This is a genomic window from Novosphingobium humi (assembly GCF_028607105.1).
Lineage (GTDB): Bacteria > Pseudomonadota > Alphaproteobacteria > Sphingomonadales > Sphingomonadaceae > Novosphingobium > Novosphingobium humi.
Genome location: NZ_CP117418.1, coordinates 734431 through 759050 on the forward strand (window position 1 = coordinate 734431; position 24620 = coordinate 759050).

General features: G+C 58.2%; 24 protein-coding genes. 8 read left to right on the plus strand and 16 right to left on the minus strand.

Annotation, left to right across the window (positions count from 1 at the left end; all coding sequences use genetic code 11):
• Nucleotides 1–4 precede the first annotated feature (4 nt).
• The 13 genes from PQ457_RS19180 to PQ457_RS19240 form a co-directional block, all read right to left on the minus strand.
• A complete protein-coding gene (locus PQ457_RS19180) occupies nucleotides 5–922 on the minus strand; it encodes a ketopantoate reductase family protein (RefSeq protein WP_273619420.1) in 918 nt (305 codons plus the stop codon).
• Entirely contained in the window at nucleotides 922–1962 is a 1041-nt protein-coding gene (dmpG, locus tag PQ457_RS19185) for a 4-hydroxy-2-oxovalerate aldolase (protein WP_273619421.1), read from the minus strand. Before dmpG ends, PQ457_RS19180 begins: the two co-directional genes overlap by 1 nt.
• On the minus strand, nucleotides 1959–2903 hold the full coding sequence (locus PQ457_RS19190) for an acetaldehyde dehydrogenase (acetylating) (protein WP_273620402.1): 945 nt from the start codon (nucleotides 2901–2903) through the stop codon (nucleotides 1959–1961). The genes dmpG and PQ457_RS19190 overlap by 4 nt, the downstream gene beginning before the upstream one ends.
• Before the next feature lie 307 nt (nucleotides 2904–3210).
• On the minus strand, nucleotides 3211–3936 hold the full coding sequence (locus PQ457_RS19195) for an IclR family transcriptional regulator (RefSeq protein WP_420540993.1): 726 nt from the start codon (nucleotides 3934–3936) through the stop codon (nucleotides 3211–3213).
• A gap of 114 nt (nucleotides 3937–4050) precedes the next feature.
• Nucleotides 4051–7287 carry a molybdopterin-dependent oxidoreductase gene (locus tag PQ457_RS19200; protein ID WP_273619422.1) on the minus strand — a complete coding sequence of 1079 codons (3237 nt, stop codon included), beginning with the start codon at nucleotides 7285–7287 and terminating at the stop codon, nucleotides 4051–4053.
• Between the two features lie 104 nt (nucleotides 7288–7391).
• The gene (locus PQ457_RS19205) at nucleotides 7392–9809 is read right to left on the minus strand and encodes a TonB-dependent receptor (RefSeq protein WP_273619423.1); all 2418 of its coding nucleotides are present in this window, start codon (nucleotides 9807–9809) and stop codon (nucleotides 7392–7394) included.
• A gap of 122 nt (nucleotides 9810–9931) precedes the next feature.
• Complete coding sequence (locus PQ457_RS19210; protein WP_273619424.1) at nucleotides 9932–10291, minus strand: nuclear transport factor 2 family protein; 360 nt, start codon at nucleotides 10289–10291, stop codon at nucleotides 9932–9934.
• 97 nt (nucleotides 10292–10388) lie between these two features.
• Nucleotides 10389–10853, minus strand: a complete 465-nt coding sequence (locus PQ457_RS19215) for a RidA family protein (RefSeq protein WP_273619425.1) — start codon at nucleotides 10851–10853, stop codon at nucleotides 10389–10391.
• Nucleotides 10850–11413, minus strand: coding sequence for a 2-keto-4-pentenoate hydratase (locus PQ457_RS19220; protein WP_337958489.1), 564 nt, complete (start codon nucleotides 11411–11413; stop codon nucleotides 10850–10852). Before PQ457_RS19220 ends, PQ457_RS19215 begins: the two co-directional genes overlap by 4 nt.
• A 293-nt stretch (nucleotides 11414–11706) precedes the next feature.
• Complete coding sequence (locus tag PQ457_RS19225) at nucleotides 11707–12495, minus strand: 2-keto-4-pentenoate hydratase (RefSeq protein WP_273619426.1); 789 nt, start codon at nucleotides 12493–12495, stop codon at nucleotides 11707–11709.
• Nucleotides 12492–13949, minus strand: a complete 1458-nt coding sequence (locus PQ457_RS19230; protein WP_273619427.1) for a 2-hydroxymuconic semialdehyde dehydrogenase — start codon at nucleotides 13947–13949, stop codon at nucleotides 12492–12494. The genes PQ457_RS19225 and PQ457_RS19230 overlap by 4 nt, the downstream gene beginning before the upstream one ends.
• A gap of 36 nt (nucleotides 13950–13985) precedes the next feature.
• Entirely contained in the window at nucleotides 13986–14795 is an 810-nt protein-coding gene (locus PQ457_RS19235; RefSeq protein WP_273619428.1) for a DODA-type extradiol aromatic ring-opening family dioxygenase, read from the minus strand.
• Between the two features lie 26 nt (nucleotides 14796–14821).
• Nucleotides 14822–15736, minus strand: coding sequence for a DODA-type extradiol aromatic ring-opening family dioxygenase (locus PQ457_RS19240; protein WP_273619429.1), 915 nt, complete (start codon nucleotides 15734–15736; stop codon nucleotides 14822–14824).
• A gap of 624 nt (nucleotides 15737–16360) precedes the next feature.
• Here PQ457_RS19240 and PQ457_RS19245 point away from each other — a divergent pair.
• The 3 genes from PQ457_RS19245 to PQ457_RS19255 all read left to right on the plus strand — a co-directional run bounded on the left by PQ457_RS19245 (nucleotide 16361) and on the right by PQ457_RS19255 (nucleotide 18468).
• Nucleotides 16361–17680 (plus strand): purine-cytosine permease family protein, encoded by a 1320-nt coding sequence (locus PQ457_RS19245; protein WP_273619430.1) that lies wholly within the window; start codon nucleotides 16361–16363, stop codon nucleotides 17678–17680.
• A 41-nt stretch (nucleotides 17681–17721) separates the two neighbouring features.
• Nucleotides 17722–18144, plus strand: coding sequence for a GlcG/HbpS family heme-binding protein (locus PQ457_RS19250; protein WP_273619431.1), 423 nt, complete (start codon nucleotides 17722–17724; stop codon nucleotides 18142–18144).
• Between the two features lie 132 nt (nucleotides 18145–18276).
• Nucleotides 18277–18468, plus strand: coding sequence for a 2-hydroxymuconate tautomerase family protein (locus PQ457_RS19255; protein WP_273619432.1), 192 nt, complete (start codon nucleotides 18277–18279; stop codon nucleotides 18466–18468).
• Between the two features lie 15 nt (nucleotides 18469–18483).
• Here the strand turns inward: PQ457_RS19255 and PQ457_RS19260 are convergent, their stop codons facing one another.
• Nucleotides 18484–19479: an IclR family transcriptional regulator domain-containing protein gene (locus tag PQ457_RS19260; RefSeq protein ID WP_273619433.1), complete on the minus strand. Its 996-nt coding sequence runs from the start codon at nucleotides 19477–19479 to the stop codon at nucleotides 18484–18486.
• 608 nt (nucleotides 19480–20087) lie between these two features.
• Between PQ457_RS19260 and PQ457_RS19265 the strand changes: the two genes are divergently transcribed.
• A complete protein-coding gene (locus PQ457_RS19265) occupies nucleotides 20088–20858 on the plus strand; it encodes a cyclase family protein (RefSeq protein WP_273619434.1) in 771 nt (256 codons plus the stop codon).
• A 48-nt stretch (nucleotides 20859–20906) separates the two neighbouring features.
• Here PQ457_RS19265 and PQ457_RS19270 read toward each other — a convergent pair whose 3' ends face one another.
• Nucleotides 20907–21626, minus strand: a complete 720-nt coding sequence (locus tag PQ457_RS19270) for an LrgB family protein (RefSeq protein ID WP_273619435.1) — start codon at nucleotides 21624–21626, stop codon at nucleotides 20907–20909.
• Nucleotides 21619–21984: a CidA/LrgA family protein gene (locus PQ457_RS19275; RefSeq protein WP_273619436.1), complete on the minus strand. Its 366-nt coding sequence runs from the start codon at nucleotides 21982–21984 to the stop codon at nucleotides 21619–21621. Before PQ457_RS19275 ends, PQ457_RS19270 begins: the two co-directional genes overlap by 8 nt.
• Nucleotides 21985–22309: 325 nt before the next feature.
• Here PQ457_RS19275 and PQ457_RS19280 point away from each other — a divergent pair, with 325 nt between their 5' ends.
• From PQ457_RS19280 to PQ457_RS22190, 4 genes are all read left to right on the plus strand, one after another.
• Nucleotides 22310–23212 carry a DODA-type extradiol aromatic ring-opening family dioxygenase gene (locus PQ457_RS19280; protein ID WP_273619437.1) on the plus strand — a complete coding sequence of 301 codons (903 nt, stop codon included), beginning with the start codon at nucleotides 22310–22312 and terminating at the stop codon, nucleotides 23210–23212.
• Nucleotides 23213–23238: 26 nt separating this feature from the next.
• Nucleotides 23239–24048 carry a DODA-type extradiol aromatic ring-opening family dioxygenase gene (locus PQ457_RS19285; RefSeq protein ID WP_273619438.1) on the plus strand — a complete coding sequence of 270 codons (810 nt, stop codon included), beginning with the start codon at nucleotides 23239–23241 and terminating at the stop codon, nucleotides 24046–24048.
• 161 nt (nucleotides 24049–24209) lie between these two features.
• A complete protein-coding gene (locus PQ457_RS22185; RefSeq protein ID WP_337958490.1) occupies nucleotides 24210–24344 on the plus strand; it encodes an FAD-dependent oxidoreductase in 135 nt (44 codons plus the stop codon).
• Nucleotides 24341–24502 (plus strand): hypothetical protein, encoded by a 162-nt coding sequence (locus PQ457_RS22190; RefSeq protein WP_337958491.1) that lies wholly within the window; start codon nucleotides 24341–24343, stop codon nucleotides 24500–24502. Before PQ457_RS22185 ends, PQ457_RS22190 begins: the two co-directional genes overlap by 4 nt.
• Nucleotides 24503–24620: the final 118 nt, after the last annotated feature.

Consider the following 24620-nt stretch of genomic DNA (forward strand, 5'->3'; position numbering starts at 1 on the left):
TAGTTCAGGCCAACAGCACTACGCCCACATCTATGGCTCGATCAATCCGGACCAAAACAGGATGCGCTACCCCATGTAATCGCGCCATGCGCAGGGCGGCTCCCGTCAACGCGTCATATTCAGAGGGTCGTCCCGCAGCTATGTCGCGTTGCAGCGAGGTTGTCGCATCGGGCGGAAAATCGCGAATGAAGGCGATGGTGCGCTCAATATCATCGCCATCGAAGCCAATTCCCTGCGTCGCAGCAATGGCCACAATCTCGGCCAATACCATGCGCAGCAGTGCTTCACCACCAGGATGCGACAGCACCAATCCGGCCGGAACCTGCAAAGCGGCAGCAAGACCGCCCAAGCCCGCCGCAATCAGGAATTTCTCCCACAGGGCGCGGCGAATGTCTGGTGATAGCGAAACCCGCATCGCACTCTCGGCAAAGGTGCTCAGTAAAGCGGTTTCGGATGTGACCGGATCGCCGCGCGCACATCCCATCACAATGGAAGGCACCACACCGACATGGCGCAGCAGTTGCCCCTCCATTTCAAAGAAACCATGCACCCGCCCGGCCAGCACCGCCGTACCGGGCAAGATTTCCTGGGCCATATCTTGCGCTTCAACGCCATTCTGCAGAGTCAGTACAAGGGAGCCGGGCGCCATCAGCGGCCTGCAAGCATGCAATGTGGTCGCAAGATCGGGCGCTTTAACGCAGAAAATGGCCAGATCAATTCCGGCCCCCAACGTATCCAAACCAACCGCCTTGACCGCCCTTTCGGCAATCTGGCCGTCACTTTCGATGCGAAGGGGGCCGAGTTGGAGCGCTGTGAGCCGCGATCCACGCGCCACCAGCGTGACATTGCGCCCTGCGCCAACCAATGCTGCGGCCACCGCGCTGCCTATGGCGCCAGCCCCGATGACCGCAATCCGCATCATCAGGCTTTTGCAGCCTCCTGCTGCTTAACCAGATCGAGGGCGATATCCACGATCATGTCTTCCTGACCGCCAACCATCTTGCGCCGCCCCACTTCGGCCAGAATCGAGCGCGTATCGAGCCCGTGATCGAGCGCCGCCTTTTCGGCATGGCGCAGGAAGCTGGAGTAAACGCCAGCATAGCCCAGCGTCAGCGTTTCGCGGTCAACCCGCACGGGACGATCCTGAAGCGGACGCACCAGTTCTTCGGCAGCATCCATCAGTGCATAGAGGTCGCAGCCATGGTTCCAGCCCATGCGATCCGCCGCGGCAATGAACACTTCAAGCGGCGCATTGCCCGCGCCCGCGCCCATGCCGGCAAGGCTGGCATCCACACGCACAACGCCATGTTCGACCGCGACGATGGAGTTCGCCACGCCCAGCGACAGGTTATGGTGGGCATGAACGCCGCGCTGTGTTTCGGGCTTGAGCACCCGGTCATACGCCTGAACCCGCGCGGCATAATCGCGCATGCTCATCGCGCCGCCGCTGTCGGTCACATAAACGCAATGCGCGCCATAGCTTTCCATCAACAGCGCCTGCTGGGCCAGCGCTTCGGGGCTGGTCATATGGCTCATCATCAAGAAGCCCGACACGTCCATACCCAGATTGCGCGCCGCCTCAATGTGCTGCCTGCTCACATCGGCCTCGGTGCAATGGGTGGCGATGCGTACTGATTTCACGCCCATTTCGCAGGCATGTTTCAAATCATGCACCGTGCCGATGCCCGGCAACAGCAAAGTGGTCAGCACCGCATGTTCGAGCACTTCGGCCACCGCGCCGATCCAGTCCCAATCGGTGTAGGCGCCAAAGCCATAGTTGAAGCTGGAACCTTGCAGGCCGTCACCATGGGCAACCTCGATGGCATCAACCTTGGCGCGGTCGAGCGCCTTGGCGATGGCCTTCACATGGTCGAGGCCATATTGGTGGCGGATGGCATGCATTCCATCACGCAAGGTCACATCCTGAATATAGAGCTTTTGCGTCGTCGGATCAAAAGTCATGCAGCCACCCTTTCGGCGATCTTTTCGGCGGTTTTCAGCGCTGCCGAGGTCATGATGTCAAGATTGCCAGCATAGGCGGGCAAGTAATGCGCGGCACCTTCCACTTCAAGGAAGATAGAGACCTTGAGACCCGTGAAGGAGCCCCCCATCTCGGGGATACGCAGCGGCTGGTTATCGCCAATGCTTTCAAACTGAACCGCCTGCTTCAGCCGGTAGCCGGGCACATAGCTCTGCACCTCGGCCACCATGTCGTCGACCGAGCGGCGAATGACATCGCGGTCGGCATCCTCGCACAGACAATAGACGGTATCGCGCATGATCAGCGGCGGTTCGGCGGGATTCAGGATGATGATTGCCTTGCCACGCGTGGCTCCGCCCACATCGCAGATCGCCTGGCTGGTCGTCTCGGTGAATTCATCGATATTTGCTCGCGTACCCGGCCCAGCGCTTTTCGAGCTGATCGAGGCAACGATCTCGCCGTAATGCACCTTGGCCACGCGGTTGACGGCTGCCACCATCGGGATGGTCGCCTGCCCGCCGCATGTCACCATGTTGACGTTGGGCGCGTCCAGATTTGCCTCGCCGTTCACCGGGGGAACTGTGTAGGGCCCGATGGCCGCAGGCGTCAGGTCGATCATCCGCTTGCCCGCGGCCAGCACCAATTCGCTGTTGCGCTTGTGCGCGCTTGCGCTAGTCGCGTCAAACACAATGCCGATTTCAGCGAATTCGGGCATTTTCAGCAGGCCATCAATGCCCTCATGGGTTGTGGCCACCCCCATGCGCCGCGCTCGGGCCAAACCGTCCGATTCAGGGTCAATGCCGACCATGACGCCCATTTCCAGAACCTTCGACAGTCGCATCACCTTGATCATCAGATCGGTGCCGATATTGCCCGAACCAATAATCGCCACTTTGGTTTTTGTTTTCGATTGGACAGCCATTGCGTCACTTTCCGAACTAGACTGAAAGGTGTGAACAGAATCGATCCCTGCAACGCTCATCAGGCAGCAGAGACTGCTTCAAAAGGGCCGAGGCAGCAGAAAATTAAAAGCACAAAACCCAAATAATCGAGCATGAATCTAAAAATTATTTTGCCAACCTCGGCCAAGGGTGGAGCTTTAATAACAATTTCGAAGCGCGATACAGCATTTTATCTAACTTAGATCAGGATGGGTGGCTAGCCCTGCGCCGGTCCCACTTCTCACACAATGAGACGATGCAATGGTGCGCAAAGCATCCTGAACCAAGTCACACCGTCATCCCTTTTGCCAAGGCAACAGCTGCCTCGATATTCTTGGCCGCATCTCGCAATCTGCCCAAATCATTGGCGCTGAAAGCCTGGATATTCCGGGTAGTCCGCGATGCCGAAATCGCAACCAACACACGCCCGTCAGGCATGGCCACAGGCACCGCCACGCATGACAGGCCCTCTGCCGTCTCTTCCATGTCGCGCGCCAAACCATCGCGCATCACCTGCACCAGTTCCTGCCGCAATTTTGCAGGAGATGTAATGGTGTGCGCCGTCAAGGCAGGAAACGGCCCCGTGGCCAAATAGGCTTCGCGCTGCGCCTCAGGCAAATGGGCCAGCAGCACTTTGCCGATGCCGCTGCAATAGGCCTCCAATTGCAACCCAACCCGGGTGAACAAATCACCCGCTTTTGCCCCGGTCTTGATGCGATAGGTGACCATATCGCTTTCCAGCGTGCCCAATTGCACCACACAATCCAGATCAGCGGCAAGCCGATGCAGCGTGCTTGCCGCTGCAGTTGCAATTACCTGCTTTTCATCAAACATCTGAATAAGACGCATCAGGCGCTTGCCGGGACCAAATTGCCTTGCCGGCAAGCGGGCAAGAAAGTCTTCGGCCACCAGCGTTGCCACCTGCCGATGCGCCGTGGCGACCGGCAGGCCGATGGCAGTTGCAATCGCGGCAACGCTCCGCCCGTCCCGATCACTCAAAATCGCTTCCAGCATAGCCAAACTGCGCGCCAGAGCCGCAATGGTAGGCGTTCCGTGCGCAACATCTCCAGCCATCATTGCCCTCCACGCGCTGCGACGGAGAAATCGCCACGGGCCGCTTGGTTATCCTCACGCATCAAGGGTGATGTCACCTATCGGAACCGCGCAGCACGTGAGGCAAGCGTCCTCATCAACTTCGCGTGTGTGGCAGACCGTACCGGCCAGCAGCCGCAGGGCGCAGCTCTCACATTCGCCCGCACGGCAACCGGCCGCCAAGCGAAAGCCCGCCTCCTCCGCTGCCGCCAGAATAGAGATCTGACCGGGACGCCACTCAAAGCTCTGGCCCGATGACGCCAGGGTGACCTTGGCCGCCTCCAATCCGGTGGTCACGGGCGTTTGGGCGGCAAAATGCTCTTGCTGGATCGAGGCGGCATCCACGCCGCGCGCCAGCAGTGCATCGCGCGCAGCCTGCATGAACGGCTCAGAACCGCAAAGAAAGGCCCGCGCGCCCGGCCCCGCCCCTTCCAGCAACGGATCAAGGTTGCGCCCGGATTCGACCTGCACGTAAGTGAGGTTCGGCACCTTGAGCGCACGCAATTCGGCGTCAAACGCCGCATCGCGCGAGGCATAAATCAGCGTAACGGCGGGCGGCGTCTGCTCCCCAGCCTGGGCAGCCAAGGCGCGCAAATAGCCCAGGAAAGGCGTAATGCCGATACCGCCCGCCAACATCACCACCGGTCGCGTTGAGCGAACCGGCAACCGGAAACGGCCATTAGGAACAGAAAGCTGGACCTTGGAACCAACAAAGACATGATCAAACACATGATCCGAAAGCCCGCCCGCGCCGGAGCGTCGGATGGCCACAGAAAGTGCGTTGGATGCCGAGTGGCCCTCCGAAATAAGCGAATAATGCCGCTCCAGATCCAGCTCGGGAATGGCAAAGGCAACATGCTGGCCAGGAACAAAGGCAGGCACCCAGCCGGCATCAACCGGCTCCATCACCAGTTCAACAATGCCGCCGGCGTGATCGCGACGGTCCGTAATGTGGAAATCCCGCTTGCCGGTCCAATGCCCACGCGAGCGGGCTTCGTCCTTCTCGATCCGACACGCGATGCGCCGCAACTCGACCGCGCCACTGACCGGATCATCCGCGCCGTTGCGCAGAATGTAGTTGATGTTGCTCCCCTCGCCCAGCGCGTCTCCGGCGTCAGCCTGCTGCCACCAGCCATGTTCACCCACCATGACATCAACGGCCAGATCCTCATCCAGACGCACCTTCATCAGGACATGCCCTGTGGGAATGATGATCCGGCACCAGTCGCCCGCAACCAGCCCAGCTTCGCGCGCGGTGGCGGGGCTTATGGCCACTTCGGGCGCGTTGGCGCGTCGCGCTAGCGAAGGCACATAACGCAGCGAGGATTGCGTGAATACACCGCGCTTGGCCGTGGTGAACACCAGCGGATAGGCCGGATCGACCGCGGGCTTGACCCACACCGGCAACGCCGGTTCGCCTATATCGGCCAGGAGGGTGGAATGGAATTCGATGCGGCGCGAGGGAGTGCCAAAGCCTTTTACACGACCATCGTCCATTGTGCTGGCATAGCTCCGGACAGGGTGCTTGATCGGCAGGGTTACACCGCGCGGTTGGTCCTTCAGCGTTGCAATGTCCAAACGGCTGGGCGCGAGACGCAGGTTCCACGCCTCTTCGATCGATCCATGCCACATGGGGTCCTCAAAGCCCAAATTACGCGCAATTTCGCGTATGATTTCGTAATCGGGCCGCTGGTCGCCTGTCGGCTTCACGACGGCCGGGCGGTACTGCACATGCACCGCGCTGACTTCATCCAGTTCGAAACCGGGACGCAGCGATGCATGTTCCCATGGCAAGGTTACCGGGAGCAGGTAATCCGCGCTGTCGGCCATCGGCGTCATCCGCACATCGCAATGTACGCGGAAATCCAGCGAAGCCAAAGCCTTGGCAGCCCGCTCCCAATCCGGATAAGAGGCCAGCGGATTGGTGCCGAAGGTGAAGAACCCACGTGGGCGATACGGAATGCCGGTCTCGATAGCCTCCAGCGCATCGCGCATGGTCACATAGCCATAGCGCGGCGGCCCCATCGGAATGCGGTCTGCGCCCAAAGGCTTGCCGATCGGCTTGGTCACGAATGGGCGAACCGGCACCCCGGCAAACCAGCGGTTGCTGCCAATACGATCCACATCGCCCCGCAGCGAAAACAGAGCGGTGATGGCACGCACATTTTGGGTCGAGACCGCGCTTTGCGAAAGGCCCGACCAGTGGCCAAGCGCAATGCGAGCCTTGCTCGACAGTAGCGCGAAGAAGCTGTCGATCGCGTCTTGCGAGAGGCCGGTCGCCTGCGCAGTAGCGCTGCGCGTCCATGGCGCCACACTGCTTTCAAGCAGAGATAGAGCGCTGTCGCAGGCGACACCCTGAACCTCGCCGCTGAAGATCAGGATCGGGTCGAGATCGGGGCGCGGCGCGAGCGCGGTATCTACCACCACCGGGCCTTCGGCCGTCATGGCAACAAGTCCCTCACCCGCCAACCCAACCTCTTGCGGCGTCAGCTTCTTGCCCGTTTTTCGGTTGACCAGCAGCGCCGCGTCAGTCCAATCCCGCACGAAATCGACGTCAAAAGTTTGCGTTACAAGAAGATGATGAATGGCGCCCATCGCCAGCGCTCCATCGCTGCCGGGACGCAAACCGAGCCAGATGTCGGCACTGCTGCCGCTGCCCTGCCGCTGGGGATCAATCACCACCAGCGGAACGCCTGCCGCGCGCGCACTGATCTGGGACGATGCGGCCAGCCATGTGCGAGCGGGATTATGACCCCACAGAACTATGGCATCGGCATTTTTGTAATCAGGCGTCCCCAGCGAGCCGCCTGTGGTCAGAACAGGACCGAAGTCCTTCTGGAAATTGCAAATTTCCATCGCCACGACAAAATTGGCCGAACCGAAGGCACGAATGAACGCCTCGATCCATTCAAAGGAATCGCCGATAGCGGTGCCGCTGGGCGTGGTGCTGGCAAAAAGCATGCTGTCCGCGCCATGGGCATCGCGGATTGCGGAAAGGCGCGAGGCAATATCGCTCAGCGCCTCATCCCAACTCACAGTCTCCCACAGCGGGATGGCCTCGGTCTTAGGGTTCTTTCTGCGCAGCGGCTGGGTCAGACGGCCGCGATCAGCGAGGATCTCCGGAGCAGAGCGCCCCTTGGCGCAAAGCGCGCCGCCGGTCGGGTGTTGATCGTCAGGAAGCACCTCGCGCAGACGACCGTCCTGCGTCACAAAGACTGCGCCGCAGCGTGAACGGCAAAGCGTACAGAAGCCGTGGTGCCGAATCTCGCTCATTGAAACGCCGTCCTCAATCATAAGCTAACTGTTGAAAGAGTAACAAGGCCCCAACTTTCGCAGGAAAGTCGGGGCCCCATTAGAGATTTAGACTCTGCCCCGCATCAGAACTCGTAGCGAGCGCTGAAGCTGAACAGACGGGGCGGCTTGTACGAGATCTGATTGCATCCGCACAGCCCCGCCAGGTCGAACCCGATGACGCCGACACGCACATTAGTCAGATTTTTGATCGCCGCCGTAAAGGTCCAGTCCGAAACCTTGTAATCCACGCTGGTGTTCACCATCCAGGTGCCGGGAACCTGATCAGCCGTGAAATTACGCAGGTTGTAATAGAACTTACCGGTGTAATCGACGTCGCCGCCGACCGAGAACCGACCACCAAGCGCTTCCCAACCATAGCGCACAATCGCATTGGCCTGAACGCGCGGCGAATAGGTCGGTTGGACGTTGCGGGTGTAAGGTCCGCCAAGACGCAGTGGCACACCTTCGACCGTGGCGTGCGTGTAAGCAGCCGTCAGGCCGATGTCCAGACCGCGGATCGGGCTGGTGCGCAGTTCACCTTCGATTCCGTAGGTCTTGTCCGGAGCGTTAATGACAACGCCCGACACGCCCGTAAACAGGAACGCCTGATAGTTCTTGTAGTCATAATAGAAAGCCGAGGCATTCAGGCGCGTCTTTCCATCGGGGAAGGTGTACTTGAAGCCGCCTTCATAGTTGTACAGAACTTCTGCCTTATAGGGCAAATAGTCGACCGTAATCGGCAGACCGCCGGCCAAAGGCGCGTTGAAGCTGCCGGCCTTCACACCGCGATTCACGCCAGCATAGAGGAGCAGCCCGCCAACCGGGCGATATTCAAGTTGGAACTTGCCCGCCCAAAGCGTCTGACCGCTTTTGGCCGCATAGGGCGCACCGTTGTTCGGCCCAATGACGGCAAACGGTTCCCCCGGCTGAGGCAGAAGCGGATTAGGCGCAGACCAAAGACCCTGACGGAAGTTGAACGACTTCTCTTCCTGAACAATACGCGCGCCGATCACCACGGTAAATTTGGGAGCGAATTTCCAATCGATCTGTCCAAATGCCGAATAGGAATTGGAAACCAGACGAGCATTGAGACCGATGTCGATCGGACCGCCGGGCACCGTGCTGTTGGGCGGAATGCCAAGACCAAAGATGTTCCGGTTGTCCATGTACAGATAGTACAGGCCGGTCGCCCAAGTCACGTTCTCGGCCTTACCATTCAACCGCAGTTCCTGCGTGACGGTGTGAGCGTCGAGGCCAGCGTAATTGATGAGCTGGTTTTCTGGGCCACCGTCCACGTCGTCAAGCACCAGCTTCTTAAACTGCTTGTAGTCGGTGACAGAGGTCAAGGTGATGTCGCTGGCGATATTGAACTCGCCGGTCAGATTGGCGCCAAACGTGTCGATATGGTTGACGTTCTTGAAGCTGAAGTCGCTCGACGTGTTCCAGCCGCCGGGCGCGATATAGCCAAAGAAGTCACCGCCAGGGACCGGACGGCCATAAGGCGCGCCAAAATGCCCGGTGTTCCCCATGTCGGAACCGCAGTCCTGGCCATTGGCACAGATCGACGCGCGCGTTTCATTGGGGGCCGCATTGACGACGTCGACCAGTTCACCCTTGGCGTCGAACACATTGACGGTGGCCTTGTTCTGATAAGGCGCGGTACCGGTCTTAGTGTGGGCGGCGTTGATGGACAGGGTCAGCTTTGCCGATGAGCTGGGCTGATAGAGAGCGGTGAAGCGACCTGAAATCGTGTCATTATCGCCAAGGTTCGCACCGGCACCGGGCCACGGCGCGGCACCGACAGCACCCGCCGGATAGAGGTTCTTGATGAAGGCGCCCTGCTTGTTCCACTGGCCGCCGAAGCGGATGGCAAGAGTATCGGTCAGCGGAATGTTGAGCGCAGCCTCGCCGTGGAAGACACCGGCGTTGGCAGCCGTGTCAAACAGGCCGCCACGAACTTCAGCATAGCCCTTGACGCGATCAAAGGTAGGCTTGGTCGTCACAAAGTGGACCAAACCACCCGTCGCGTTACGACCAAAGAGCGTGCCCTGAGGGCCCTTGAGCACTTCGACGCGATCAATATCGAAGGTTGCAAAGGACTGACCCTGACCAACGGCAATATAGCCTTCATCAAGATAGACAGCGTTGGGCGCTTCGGAAATGTCCGAGAAGTCGTTCTGGGCAACGCCGCGGATCGTGTATTGAACGTTCAAACCGGCCAGATTGCCGCTGATGTGAACGCCGGGGGTAAGCTGGGCAATGTCGCGCGAGTCCACCACGTTGAGGGCGCGTAATTGCGAGCCCGAAATGGCGGCAATCGCGATGCCCACATCCTGCGACTTTTGCTCACGCTTTTGCGCCGTTACAGTAATTTCGCCAAGGACACTTTCAGGCTCCTTCGGCGTTACCGGCGTCTGGGCGTAGGCCACAGACGGCGTAATCAAAGAAACAGCAATAGCTAAAGCGCCCGCTCGAACTTGAATAGACTTAAACTTCCTCATGAAAAGTCCCCTCACTTCTTGAAGTTGACAAAGGGTTGCTGTGTTCCTCCTGCGCTCCAGAATTGAAGCAAGAACACAATAAATCCGCTCTGTACGCACAGAACCACTATGTTATTTTTATTTTACTTCATCACTCCGCGGTCGAAGATAATTTCAAGATGCTTGATTTTATCCGTACCCTCGGAAAATCGAAACAAATCGACCAAGCTTGATGAAAGCGAAACGCCATCGCCCTTGACCCACTTGTAATCAAAGTGGGCGGCAAAAAAGCATGGATCCGAAGTTGATTCATAAATATGTCGAATATCCACCTTCGACGAGACGGTGTCGCCATATAATTTCTTATAAAATTCTTCGTACGGCATGTTGCCATAAACCGGAGACTTTACGACACCGCCCTGATCAAAGCAGGAGTACGTCGCAGACAAATCGCCTTTCTCCATGGCTTCGAGATATCTTCTGACGACGATCTCACGGTTCATAGCTTTATCCAATCAACAGAATTCCACCCCCTCCCGTCGCTGTGACGAGAAGAGCCCAAAACATCGCAATTTCCAATATGAAATTATTTAATTTCAATCATTTGGGCGCGTACGCCACAGCCTTCATCTCCACCAGCAGCAGAGGGTGCGGCAGTTGGTGAACCGCAACGGTGGTACGGGTTGGACCGGTTTCTCCAAAAAACTCGGACCAGACTTCGTTAAAGCCGCCAAAGTCATTCATATTGACGAGAAAGCAGCTGACTTCGACGACATCACTGAGCGACAATCCGGCGTGGCCGAGAATCTCGCCAATATTACGGATCACGGCGCGGCTCTGGGTTCTGATGTCCAGATTGGTGACACCTGAGGCATCAACTTCTGCGCCTTCAAACGTGCCGTCCTCACGGCGCGAACTAGTGCCCGATACGAACACCAGATCGCCTGCGCGGCGGTAATGCGGAAAAGCGCCACGCGGAGCGGCCCGGCCGGTTATGACTTCGGCCTCAATGATTTTCGCCGGTGCATCACCATCGAGAGAAGAAGCGAGTGTTTTTGCAGTCATCTTGCCACCTGAAATTCGACCGAGCCAAGGTTTTGGACATCAAGGGAAACATGAAGGCCTGGGCGCAGGGCCTCTGCCGGAGTGGCCGCACCGGCTAGTACGATGTCTCCTGGCATCAGGCGCTCGCCTTCAAGTGCCACCAGACGCGCTGCGTCGACCAACGCCCTGAACGGTTGGCCCAAAATGGCCGCGCTCGAACCGATCTGAACCGGCGCACCATCAAAGCGCATCACCATGCCAAGATTGGCAATATCGACAACTTTGTCTTGCCAGGCGCCGACCACAAAGCCCGAAGAAGAGGCATTGTCGGCAACCACATCCGTCCAGGTGAACTTGAAGCCTTCATAGCGGGAATCGATGATTTCGATGGCGGGCGCGATGGCGGCAACCGCATCCTGCGCCTCCAGCATGGTGATCGGCCCGGCAATTTCCTTGCCAATCAGAAACGCGATTTCCGGCTCGCAGCGGGGATGAACATAGCGCGCCATATGAATGGTGCCGCCATCATCCACCCGCATGCCATCTGTCAGGCGCCCCCAGATGAGGTCGGAAACACCCATCTGGATCATCTTGGCCTTGCTGGTGAAACCCATCTTCACGCCGATGCGGCGCTCACCGCGGGCAATACGCCGCGCGATAGACCGCGTTTGAATGCGATAGGCATCCTCAACATTCAGCGACGATCCCAATTGCCCGATAGGCTTGGCGTGAAATGCCGCATTATCGACGGCTTCAGCCATTGCAGAGATATCGACCACTACTTCCTCCTCGCAGTCATCTCGATTATCCGACGGAGCAACGCAGAACCTGCGGGCTTCCGGATGAGGAGATCAAATCCAATGAACAGTTGAACTCAGGCCGCAGCCCGGAAATGAACCGAAACGTTGCCTACACCGTTGATCCTGGCCTCGTAGGTTTCGCCCGCCACCACCGACAGCATGGGGCCCAGAGCACCCGTCAACACCACATCGCCCGGCACCAGCGGTTGCTCGACGCGCGCCATGGTCCGCGCCAGCCACAGGGCAGCGTTCAGCGGATGGCCAAGGCAAGCCACCCCAGCCCCCACCGACAGCGGTTCTCCGCGGCTAAACAGCGCCATGCCGCACAGCCCCAGATCCACATCGGCCAGCTTTACCGGCCGGTTGCCGAGCACATAGGCCCCGCACGAAGCGTTATCGGCGATGGTGTCAACAATCGTGATGTCCCAGTTCGCAATGCGGCTGCCCACGATTTCTAGCGCAGGCACGACGAATTCAACTGAGGCGATCAGTTCGGCCAGCGTAGTGTCCTCGTGGCGCAATTCCTTGCCGATCACGAGCGCAATCTCGGCCTCGACCTTGGGCTGGAGCACTTGGCCGTAGGAGATCGAACTGCCGCTCGGCACCTCCATGTCCGCAAACAACACTCCGTAATCGGGCTGGTTGACCCGCAGTTGTTTTTGCACGGCGGCCGAGGTCAGGCCGATCTTCTTGCCCGAGATGCGGCGGCCCGAGGCTACCGCGATCTGGGCATTGACCTTCTGAACCTCGTAGGCCGCAGCGATATCATCAGCGGGCAGAAGCGAACGCACCGGGGCGCAAGGCTGACCATTAGCCTCTGCCTGGCGCAAATGCTCAGCGGCTTGTTTGATTGGAGTTGTCATAATTTCACACAGACATTCTTGAGTTCGGAATAGAAATCGAGCGAGTGATGGCCACCTTCGCGACCTAGGCCCGACAGCTTGGCACCGCCGAACGGCGTCCGCAGATCGCGCAGGAACCACGTGTTCAACCAGACCAGGCCAACCTCGATCTGGGCAGCAAGACGATGGCCGCGCTTCAGGTTGGAGGTCCAGATCGCGCAGGCCAGACCGTATTTGCTGTCATTGGCCAGTGCGACCGCTTCTTCTTCCGTGTCGAACGGGAAGACGTTGCAGACCGGACCGAAGACCTCCTCCTGCATGCAGCGCGAGTTCTGAGCGAGGCCGGTCCAGACCGTCGGCTCGATGAACCAGCCACCCAATTCCTCGGCCACAGCCGGGATGCCGCCGCCGGTCACGACCTCAGCACCTTCCTGCTTGGCCAGCGCCATGTAATCGAGCACCTTTTGGCGATGACCCTTCGAGATCAACGGCCCCATATCGGTTCCCTGCGCCCAAGGATCACCGATCCGCAGCTTGCGCGCCGCCTCGGCCAGCGCCGCTACGAACTTTTCATAGATCGGGCGCTGAACATAGACCCGCTCGGTGCACAAGCACACCTGGCCAGTGTTGAGGAAGGTCGAGCGGGCGACGCCCGCCACGGTTTCCTCAAAGTCGCAATCGGCAAAGACGAGCGCCGCGTTCTTACCGCCCAATTCAAACGACACGGGGCGCACACCTTCGGCCGCCTGACGCATGATAGTGGCGCCGGTGCCGGATTCACCCGTAAAGGTGATGCCGTTGACCTTGGACGATTTCACAATCGCCTCGCCCGCCGAACCGGGGCCAAAGCCATGCACCAGATTGAACACGCCATCGGGAGCGCCAGCTTCGGCAATCACCTCTGCCAGCAGCGTTGCCGTTCCGGGAGTTTCCTCCGAAGGCTTGGCAATCACCACATTGCCGCAGGCAAGCGCCGGAGCCACTTTCCACGAAAACAACAGCAGCGGCAGGTTCCACGGCGAGATGATACCCACCGTTCCCAACGGGCGACGCATCGTATAGTTGAGCGCGATCGAACCGTCCGGGGTCGGCGTTTCAAACACCTCGCCGCCGGCGGTCCGGATCATGCTGGCAAAGGCACGGAAATTGGCTGCTCCACGAGGCACGTCGAGCGATGAGGCCAAAGCCGCAGGCTTGCCGGTATCATTCACTTCGGCGGCAAGGAACTCGTCAAAGCGTCGGTCGATACCATCGGCAATGCGATCAAGGAGCGCCGCACGCTGCTCGGGACGGGAATTGCCCCACTCGCCTTTCAGAGCCTTGTGTGCCGCATCCGCAGCCTGATCGACCAATTCGGCGCTAGCTTCATGGACTTGGGCATAGGCCTGACCGGTCGAGGGGTTGATATCGTCGAAGCAACGATCGGTGGCCACAAACTGGCCACCTACGAAGTTGCGATATTGGGTTTTAGACATTGCCGCTCCGCTGGCTTGTAGATCGGGCCAAGCCCGTTAAAGTTCGAACTGGACGACAGCAGCGCCCGCACCATAGGTCGGGCCATAGGCGAGCGTCTTTGCGCTGCGATAACCGCCGGTCGCGCCAAGAATCCACGCCAGATGCTTCATGCCCATTTCGCCGCGCGCCGCTTTGGCATAGTCGGGCAAATATGCACGCAATGCTGCCATATCTCCGCTTTCCAATACCGAGAGCAGCTTACGGTTGTGCTGGTCGTCGCCCTCCGTCACGATATGGTCGGTCGTGACGTCGATCTTGGCGTCAATATAGCCGCTGGAAAGACCGCCCACGCCAACCACAGCCACCCGCTTACCCTGCAATGCCGCCTGATCAGCAGCCAGCTTGGCCAGCTTCTCGGTTTCATCAAAGCTGTAATAGAGATTGTTGGCCATGATCACGACCGGGATCTCGCCGGTGGGGTTCAGGAACGAGTTGGCGACGATGGCGCCGCTGTCGATCGGAAACCCGTCATAATCAACCGCCTTGGACGGGAAGCCGGCCTGATTGGCCGCCTCGATACAGGCCTTGGCAAGGTTGACATCGGCGCGAACATCGGTCTTCAGATTGCCGAATTCATACCAGTCTTCATCGACATGAATACCGGTGCTGTGCTCACGGGTCTGCCACAATTGATCCAGCACCGCCATCCACTGCGTCGAGTAGATCAGGAGCACATCAGGCTTGGACGCAGCAAGGGCGCGTCCAGCCTCGTGTCCGGCATTTGCCAGACCTGCCCAAGCCGGGTTTTCGGGACGCAGGAACGGCAACGGATTGCCGGGAAGCAGAAAAGCAGAGACAACGCTCATTTCTCAAACCCTCATTTGTTCTGAAATCAGGCCCCGGGGCGCCATTCGATCACGGCATTGCCCGTGCCAATCACGGTGCCGTAACCGTGCAGTTCGGCCGGATAATCCGGATAGTCCATGGCGGCCATCATCCACGAAAAAGCGCCCGACTTCGTCTCGGAGAAGGACTCCTCAACCCACTGCGGGAAGATATCGAGCAACTCGCGGATCTTGCCCTTACGCATCATCTCGATGACCTTCACATCCCACTTGTAACCGATATAGCTCTGGGGATGCTCTTTGCTCATATCTTCGGGCAGCGCAGGTTCTTCGCGGAAGTGATAGTGCGAGAACGTGTTGGAAGCCAGCAGCACCGCGCGCTTGCCGCTCTTGCGGATGGCATCGCGAGTTGCCACCCCCAGCCGCTCCATTTGCTCCACGCTTTCGCCCAGCGTCAGCAGGTAAGGCGAATTGTTGGCCGAGATGCCCACAACCGGAATGTCCCATTGCGGACGAACCATGTGCAGCGTGGTGATCGTGCCGTAATCGACGCGGAAATCGGGGTTGCGCATCATCTTCGAGACAAGCCCAGCCGCCTCTGCCTCAGCGCAGCAGGCCTCGGCCAGTTCGACATCAACTTTCATGTCGAAGTTGTAGCGGAACAGGTTCGGGAAGATCGGATCGACCGACTTGCCTTGCATATGCGGAACGCCAAGAAAATGATGCCCGACCTTGGTGATCCAGTGCGGCGAATGCACCAGCAGCACGTCAGGCTTCAGCTCATCAATGGCGGTCCGCACCTTTTCATAGGCCCAGCGCAGCACTTCCCAGCCACCCTCGGATTCAGGCTCATTCTGGGGGGGGTTTTCCGCGTACACCAGATGGGGCGGGTGCGGTGCCACAAACCCGGCGACAATCTTACCCTCTTCCGACATTAGCTGAACCTCCTTGAATTCCATCATATCTTGATATGTGAGAGCCAATGCTCATATTTCGTGAATCGATCATGACATTGGAATGCCATGTCGTCAACCTGTCATGTTTCACGAATTGCAGCATGAGGACCAACGGCACACGCCTTGACGCACAGCCTGCCATTTAATCTCTGATATATATGCCTTATCTGCATTTTTTTGCGTGTTGAGCAGCGTCGGTTTGACCTGAAAATCAAGCATTTTTCGCCTCCGCAACACAGCTTGACGGCGCGGTCGATACGAAATATATCTTATCTTAGAAAATATAAATCTCTATTATGAAGATTTAAAGGTTAGGTGAGGGCGAAAAACATCGGTCTTACCGCGCTGTTTGAGCGCTTACCCCTTTAGGCTGGCAACGCCTTGATACCCCAGATTGACCCGAAGCCTGTTGCCCGGCCGGTTGATTTCCACCGCTGCACCGGATCAGGCGCACATCGCCTGCTCACGTCAGTATCGCAAACCGAACGAAGGTCCATTCGTACGACTAAAGAGAGGCACCCCTACATGACGCATGAAAGTGTTTCGGAAAAAATGGAAGATCATGCGCTGGAACCTGTTCCTGATGATCTGCGTCAAGGTTGGCTGTCTTTGACATGGAGCACAACCGGCATGGTTGTCTCGCTGGTCCAGTTGTTCTTTGGCGCACTGGTCACCTTCGTCGCGGGGCTGCACATCGCGCTGGCCGCAGGCGTGGCGGTGACCGTAATCGGCGCACTGCTGGGCTGGTCTTGCGGGCACATCGCCTATCGCTCGGGCCTGTCCAGCACGGTGCTCTCGCGCTATTTCGGCTTTGGCCGACAAGGCTCGGTCATCGCTTCACTGATTTTCGCGTTCATGATCATCGGCTTTCTCGCTCTGGAGAATGCCCTCCTGTATCATGGTTTTGTTTTCTATTTTCAGCTCACCGACAATGTCACGACCAAAGTGCTGATCTATGGCGGCATGACGCTGCTGTGGGTGCTGTTGACCTCCTATGGCTTCAAGCTGGTGGCCAAAGTGTCTTCGGTTGCACTGATCCTGTCGCTGGTGGTGCTGGCCTATGTGATGAAGGTTGCCGTGTCCGGCGGCTCGATGCCCCTCAGCCAACTCCTCTCGTTCGGCTCGCAGTTCTCGCCCGAGGCGCTGCAGCAGATGGGCGTGGTGACCGACAAGGACAAGTTCATCTTTGCGGTCAACATCCTGATCGGCTCGGCGGGGGCTTTGGCGCTGTTTGACGCGGATTTGGGGCGTTATGCTCGCCGCTCGATCGACATCGGCATTGCCGCGCTGATGGGCAACATTGCCATGGATTTGCTAATGCTCTCGGTTGGCGGCGTCATCATGTATGCTGGCGGCCCCGCCCTCATCGAATTTTACACCCATTCGCAAGGGATGACACTGGAGGCCGCGCGACACGCCGCGTTGCAGAGCCCCGACAGCATCACGGCGGCGTTTGTCGTTCTGGGCGGCGCGATGGGGACGCTCCTGCTGGTGCTGGCCCAAGGCAAGACGCAGGTGCTCAATACCTACAGCGCCTCGCTCTCACTCTCAAACCTGTTTGACGCGCTGCACTTCCGCCCGGGCCGCTTCACCTTTGTGGTCATGGGCAATGTGCTGGGCCTTTTGATGATCTACGGCAATCTGCTGGAACTCATCAATTCATGGGTAACGATGCTGGGCGTTTTGACCACGGCCTTTGCCGGGATCATCGTGGCTGACTTCTACATCGTGCGTCGGATCATGAACACCGAATTGACAGGATCTTTCGTCAACACCGAATCGATCAATTGGTCGGGCGTTATCACTCTGATGATTGCGGTGCTTTCTTCGCACTATCTGCTGCACGGCATCTTTCCGGTCGAAGGGATCACCACGCTGGCCGTGTGCCTGATCGTCTATCCTCTCCTTCGCCTTCAGCAGTTCAAGCTTCTGACTCAAGCGAAAGCCTGAGTCCCATCCCATTTCTACAACATGCAACAAAGGTAAGTATTATGGCAGGACGCAGCATCACCCTCGAACAGGCACAGGCGGTTGTCGCCGCCGCTCTCAAGGAAGGGCGCGCCCAGAACTATCAGCCTCTCACTGTCGCGGTTCTCGATCCAGGCGGCCACCTGCTGGCTTTTGCCCGCGAGGACAATTCGTCGAACCTGCGCCCGCAGATAGCCATCGCCAAGGCAGCAGGCGCCCTCGCCCTCGGCCTGCCCACGCGCATTCTGGGCGAAATGGCCGCAGAGCGCCCAACCTTTATCAATGCACTGAGCACCATCAGCCCGGTGGGCGTTGTGCCGGCGGCGGGCGGCCTGCTGATTTACAACGCTGAATCTGAAGTGGTGGGCGCCATTGGCGTCACCGGCGACATCAGCGACAATGACGAGCTTTGCGCCAAGGCCGGTATCGCCGCCCTGACGTTCTGATCCCTTCTCGCAGGAAGCAGCGCAGCGAACACCCCGGACACCGCAGGTCGTGGCCGGGGTGCTTTGCAACTTGCTGCCCGTGCATACCATGCCATGCTGCCTGGCCGGACATCAAACCTTCAGGATACCAACATGCCGATCGCCAACATCCAGATCCTTAAAGGGCGCAGCGAAGCCGACCGCAAACGCCTGATCGCTCAGGTCACGCAAGCCATCATCGATTCGCTTGGCGTCGAGGCGGGGCAGGTGCGCGTGGTTATCAGCGAGATTGACCCGTGCAATTGGGGCGTGGGCGGCATCGCAAAATCCGATCTGATGCGATAGCCGCCCCAACCTCCTCTATTGCGGGTGATAGGCGACCGCGCGCACCATAATGCCCTGATGGGGATGCATCAATTCGTTCACGCCCACCGTCGTTCGTGTCGGGCCATCCGGCGGAAAAAAGGTCGCGTAGACCTCGTTATAAATGGCGTATGCCGACATATCGGTCAAATAGGCCTGAAGATCTACAATATCGGTGATACTTGATCCAAAATCGCTCAGCATCTCTGAGATGGAATTCAGGACATAGCGCGTCTGTTCGCGGAAATCGATCTCGAAGGTCCCATCCTCGTTGACCTCGACACCGGCAAAGGTGTTATCGGCACGCCGGGCGCTAGTCCCGGAAATGAAGATAAAATTATCGACTCGTTTCAAGTGCGGATAGTTCCCGAGCGGACGGGCGCGGTCACCAAACGTCTTGCTCTGCGAAAACATGTGTCGCTCAATATTCTGCACTGTCTCATTCAGTCGCCGCGCAACCTGAACAACTCGTTCGTCATCCAAGCGCGACGCAGGTGCGGACAAGGCGATGGCGGCAATGACCTTGCCGCTCGCATTGTGAAGCGGAACCGCAACCGAACGCAGACCATCTTCCCACTCACCATTGTCCACCGCATAGCCGAGTTCTGCAACCCGGTTCAGCTCTTCGACCAACCGCTCGTGGGTAACGATGGTGTTATCGGTAAACTGGGTCAGTTCAAGATTGTCGGTAAACGAACGGCGTTGCGTCTCTCCCATCGCAGCCAGAAAGACCTTGCCCCCGGCGGTACAATGCAAAGGGAATGGCCGTCCGACATCCTGATTGATCAGCAGCGACCGATCAGGCAGCGCGATGGTTGAATTCATTGCCTCATTGCCGACCCGCACGACACAATGCAAGGCCTCACGGAATTCACCCGCAAGTTCTTCCAGATGGGGCTGCACGGCATCCAACAGGATTGTGTCGCCGTCAACCTTGCCACCAAGATCGGCCAGCGTCGGGCCAAGCTGGAAACGGCCGTTGCGCGTACGCATGATCGCACCTTCACTTTCGAGTGTTAGCAAGAAGCGGTGAACGGTGGCCAGATTCGCGCCAGTCGCTTGGGCGATTTCGGTCGCGGAAACCTCTCGCCCCATGGCTGCAATCGTGCGGAGAAGCGAGAAAGCTTTTCCGACAGAGCTGTTCTTGGGCGTTAGCAGGGGACCTCTAATGGTTTCACTCCTAGGTCAATGAAAATCATTACACTGTATCTTTGGGCACTATCAGCGGCAAAGCCCGCAAGCAAGGCCAATGGCGTACGAAACCGGCGCAGCGACCGGCATTTCCGCCATTTTTACACATCCCAAGCGACGCATTGACACGGCTCAAACTTGCTGGCACGATCTCATTGCATAATTGATCAATCTTACATGTTGAGATATTTTTGCATCACATACGGTGGAGCGGGAGGCTTGAGAGCGCACCCGTGGACGGGGATGGAAATCACCAAAGCTGGACCATGGGGCTCTCATGTCGGAGGGAATACTGTCTCTGCTTGGCAACGCAGACAGCAGCAGTTTTCGCGTCGACAGCGCGCTTCACATAGATTTGTACGGCACGTCACAACCATGACTTTGGCCAAAAATATCATGAGGAGATGTAAATGACTTCCATTCTTCAACAATTTGCGCAGAGCTTGAAGTCGGGCAAGATCGAGATCATCGATATGAGCCACACTCTGCAGCCCAAGACGCCGGTCATCGAGCTGCCCGAGCCGTTTAACCAGACCCTACCGTTCAGCATTGAAGAAATCTCGAACTTCGACGAGCGCGGCCCGAACTGGTACTGGAACAATATCCATCTGGGCGAACACACCGGCACCCACTTCGACGCGCCGATCCACTGGATCACGGGCCGCGATTATCCCGATGGCTCGGTCGATAAGATTCCGGTCGAAAAGCTGATCGCCCCGGCTATCGTCATCGACGTTACCGACAAAGTTGATGCCGACAACGAATACCTGATGACGTTGGACGATGTTAAAGCTTGGGAAGACGAGCACGGCATTATTCCGGAGGGCGCCTGGGTGCTCGTTCGCACCGGCTGGCAGTCGCGCTATCCGACCGAAAAGTTTCTGGACAACAGCCGCTGGCCCGGTCAGCACCCCGACGTTCCCGGCTTCCTCGCCCATGAACGCAAGGTCATTGGCGTCGGCACCGAACCCGTCGGCACCGACGCAGGGGCAGCGCACTCGTTCGAAACCGGTTGGCCGTGCCACCACCACATGCATGGCACCAACCGCTACGGCCTTTCAAGCCTTGCCAACATGGACAAGCTGCCCGCCACCGGCACCGTGTTGATCACGCCTCCGCTTAAGATCATCAAGGGTTCGGGCAGCCCCTGCCGCGTCCTGGCACTGGTCGAGCGGCCGTAAGTCTTATCCGGCCCTGCGTTTTTCGGCGCGGGGCTGGCCTTTCCTGCCTTATCCAAAGATCAGTTGCCAGAGAACCGGCAGCAAAATGGCCGTCGCGATGGCATTCAATCCCATCGCCAGCCCCGAAAAAGCACCAGCCTCTTCATTGACCTGCAACGCGCGGGCTGTGCCGATCCCATGGCTGGCCACGCCAAGCGCAAAGCCTCGCGCGGCCCAATCCTTGATCCCCAAAGCGTTGAGCACCAGCGGCCCCAGCATCGCACCGACAACGCCCGTCAGGATCACAAGTACCGCCGTCAATGAAGGCAAGCCGCCCAACTGCCTGACAATCGTCATTGCGACCGGCGCAGTCACGGATTTTGGAGCCATCGAAATGACAGACAGGTGACCTGCTCCCAATGTCCAAGCAAAAGCAACCGCAGTTGTTGCCGCCGTAGTCGCGCCCACCAGCAAACTGACAAAAATGGCAAGCGCTGAACGGCGCACGTGGTCGAAATGCCGATAGAGCGGGATAGCCAGCGCCACCGTGGCAGGGCCCAGCAGGAAGTGCAGGAATTGCGCTCCGGCAAAATAGGTCGCGTAAGAGGTACCTGTTGCCGTCAGCACCGCAATTATGAGGGCAACGGCGACCAGTACCGGATTGACCAACGGATTTTTCCCGCTGCGCTGATATAGCCAGTCGCCCATGCGAAAGGCAACCAGCGTTATCGTGAGGTGCAAAAGCGGATTGGCGTTCAAACGCCCCCAGATCTCATGCAGGTCAGTCATGAGCAGCATCCTGCTTGCCCGTCCTAGCACGTTGAAATGAGGCCATGGTGGCGCCGGTAACACCTATCGTGATAAGCGTTGAGAAGACAATAGCAACGGACAGCGCCATCCCATCGTGCATCAGCAGGGTCCAATGCGCCATCACCCCCACCCCCGCAGGAACGAACAGCAGCGACAGATTCGACAAAAGCATATCTCCTGCCTTCATCAACCCCTTCGATGTTTCTCCCCCAATATGCAAAAGGCCAAATAGCAGAATCAAACCGATGACCGCTCCGGGCACGCGCAACCCCGCCATTCCGGCGATCACCTCGCCGACAAGCTGACACAGCAAAATCGAAGTCAAAGCCTTGATCATAAACCTCCTGTGATCGGAAAAGCTGTTTGCAGCAGCCAAACCGCTGCTTCGCATTGCAAGCGACAAGTCATGGCAACCACCCACCTCTGGTCTCAGAGCCAGACACTAAGCGCGCCGCGATAAATCTCATTTAATGAGATTTATGATTACAAATTAGAGATTAATTACCACATTTTTGCGACAGATCAATGATGCTCTCACCGATCCCTCCACACTTGGCTGCGGCACTCGGAAAAATTTGAAAAACAGATCTCAATCTGTTCGGAGTGCCGACCGGCAATTCTCGAAACCTGCTTTTCGTGAATATTTCAAATGATCCCACCAAATGGAGGCACAATTTATGTCGCAAGAAGGAAAAATTCTCGCAGGATTTGTTGCACCCCACCCGCCTCATCTTGTCTATGGCGAAAACCCTCCGCAAAATGAGCCTGTCTCCGAAGGCGGCTGGGAAGTACTTCGCTGGGCTTATGAAAAGGTGCGGGCCAGCATTGAAGAGCTGAAGCCCGATGTGCTGCTGGTCCATTCGCCCCACTGGATCACCAAGGTTGGCCATCACTTCCTCGGCGTGCGACACCTCACGGGCAAGTCGGTCGACCCGGTGTTCCCCAACCTCTTCCGCTATAACTTCGATTTGCAGGTTGATGTCGTTCTTGCAGAAGCATGCTGCGCCGAAGCGCAGGCGGCAGGGCTGGTCTCGCAGCTGATGCGCAACCCCAACTTCCGGGTCGATTATGGCACGATCACCACGCTGCATATGGTGCGTCCGCAATGGGACATTCCCATCGTCGGTATTTCGGCCAACAACTCGCCCTATATGTTGCGGCTGGATGAAAGCGTAGAGCAAATGGAGCGTCTGGGCATCGCCACCCGAGATGCCATCCGCAAGAGTGGCAAGCGGGCCGTACTACTCGCCTCAAACTCCTTCTCGCATCACCATTTCCGTGTCGAACCAGACATCCCTGAGGATATGAGCAAGGAACATCCGCAAAATTACCGCGGCTATAAATGGGATGTGAAAGTCATCGAGATGATGCGCCAGGGCAAGATCCGCGAGCTGATGGAGATCTTCCCGCAATGGGTCGAGGAATCCTACTCTGAAACAAAGGCTGGCTCGTTCCCGTGGATGATGGCTGCCATGGATTACCCCAGCTATGCGGCGCAGTTGCACGGTTATGGCACCGTGATTGGCACCGGCAATGCCGTGATGGAATGGCGCGCCGCCGCATAATCCTGAATGGTGAAAGGGATTTTCCAATGACTGTTGTTTCCGCATTCCTGTTGCCTGGCAACCCGCTGCCTTATCTGCGCTCCGACAACCCGGCATGGGCGGCGCTCCACCATGCTGGCCAAGCCGCGGGCCGCGCGCTTGCCGCTTCCAATCCTGATGTGCTACTGATCTACTCAACGCAGTGGATGGCTGTTCTCGACCAGCTCTGGCAAACCCGTGAGCACAGCACGGGCATCCATGTCGACGAAAACTGGTATGAATTTGGTGACCTGCAAACGGATCTGCGCGCCGACGCCGCCCTTGCCAACGCCTGCATCGACGCTGCGAACAAAGCCGGCTTCCGTTCCAAGGCGGTCGATTATGACGAGTTCCCGATCGACAGCGGCACCATCGTGGCAGGCAGCTATCTCAATCCCACCGGCAAGATTCCCGCGGTGGTAATGGCGAACAACCTTTACTACAGCTTTGACGAAACCGAGCAACTGGGCCAGCTCGCTGCTGAACAGGCCGAACTGCAGGGCAAGCGGGTAGCCGTGGTCGGCATCGGGGGCCTTTCGGGCAACTACTTCGACGCCAAAATCGATATTGCAACGGATCGTGTAGCGAGCGATGAAGATGATGCCCTCAATCGCAAACTGTTGTCATTGCTGGAGAGCGGCGATATAGCGGCTTTGCGAAGCTGGCTGCCTGAATATAGCAAGGCGACCCGTGCCGACATGGGCATGAAACATCTGGCATGGGTGTTGGGCGCGACCGGCGGCTTCCGTGGCGCCATGACGCTTGGCTATGGTGCGACCTGGGGATCGGGCGCGGCTGTGGTTCAGTTCGAACTCTGATACTTAAGCCTTTGCCATGTCGGACTGCTTGTTCCGCGGACAGACCGGCATGGCTTGGGGGGGGCGCAAAAAGGTTCAAATGAAGCCGCTGAAATTACTTACATATGCAATTTAATCCGATAGCCTCCTCCTTCAGATCAAAACCCATCGGGAGGGGGCCAATGTTTGACGCTGTGGTCATCGGGTCAGGGATTAACGGGCTGGCTGCTGCCGTCCATCTTGCAACGCGAGGGTGGCGGGTAGCCGTGGTGGAGCGCGCCGAATATGCGGGCGGGCCGTGCGAACCGAGGAAGTGACCCTGCCCGAATTCCGCCACGCCTTGTTTGCAATGAGCCTTTCGATGTTTGCAGGCTCGGCCTTTTATGGCGAACACAAGGCTTTGCTCGATGCCCACGGCCTTGATTTGATCGGTGTGGCGGACACTTTTGCTAGCGTTTTTTCTTCTGGCGAATAGCTCGGCGTTTCGACAAACATCGAGGAAACCTGCGCGCAGATCGCGAGATTTTCGCCACAGGACGCACAGCAATGGCGAGCACAGGCGCAGGCCTTTCCGACGGAGGCAAGTTATATCG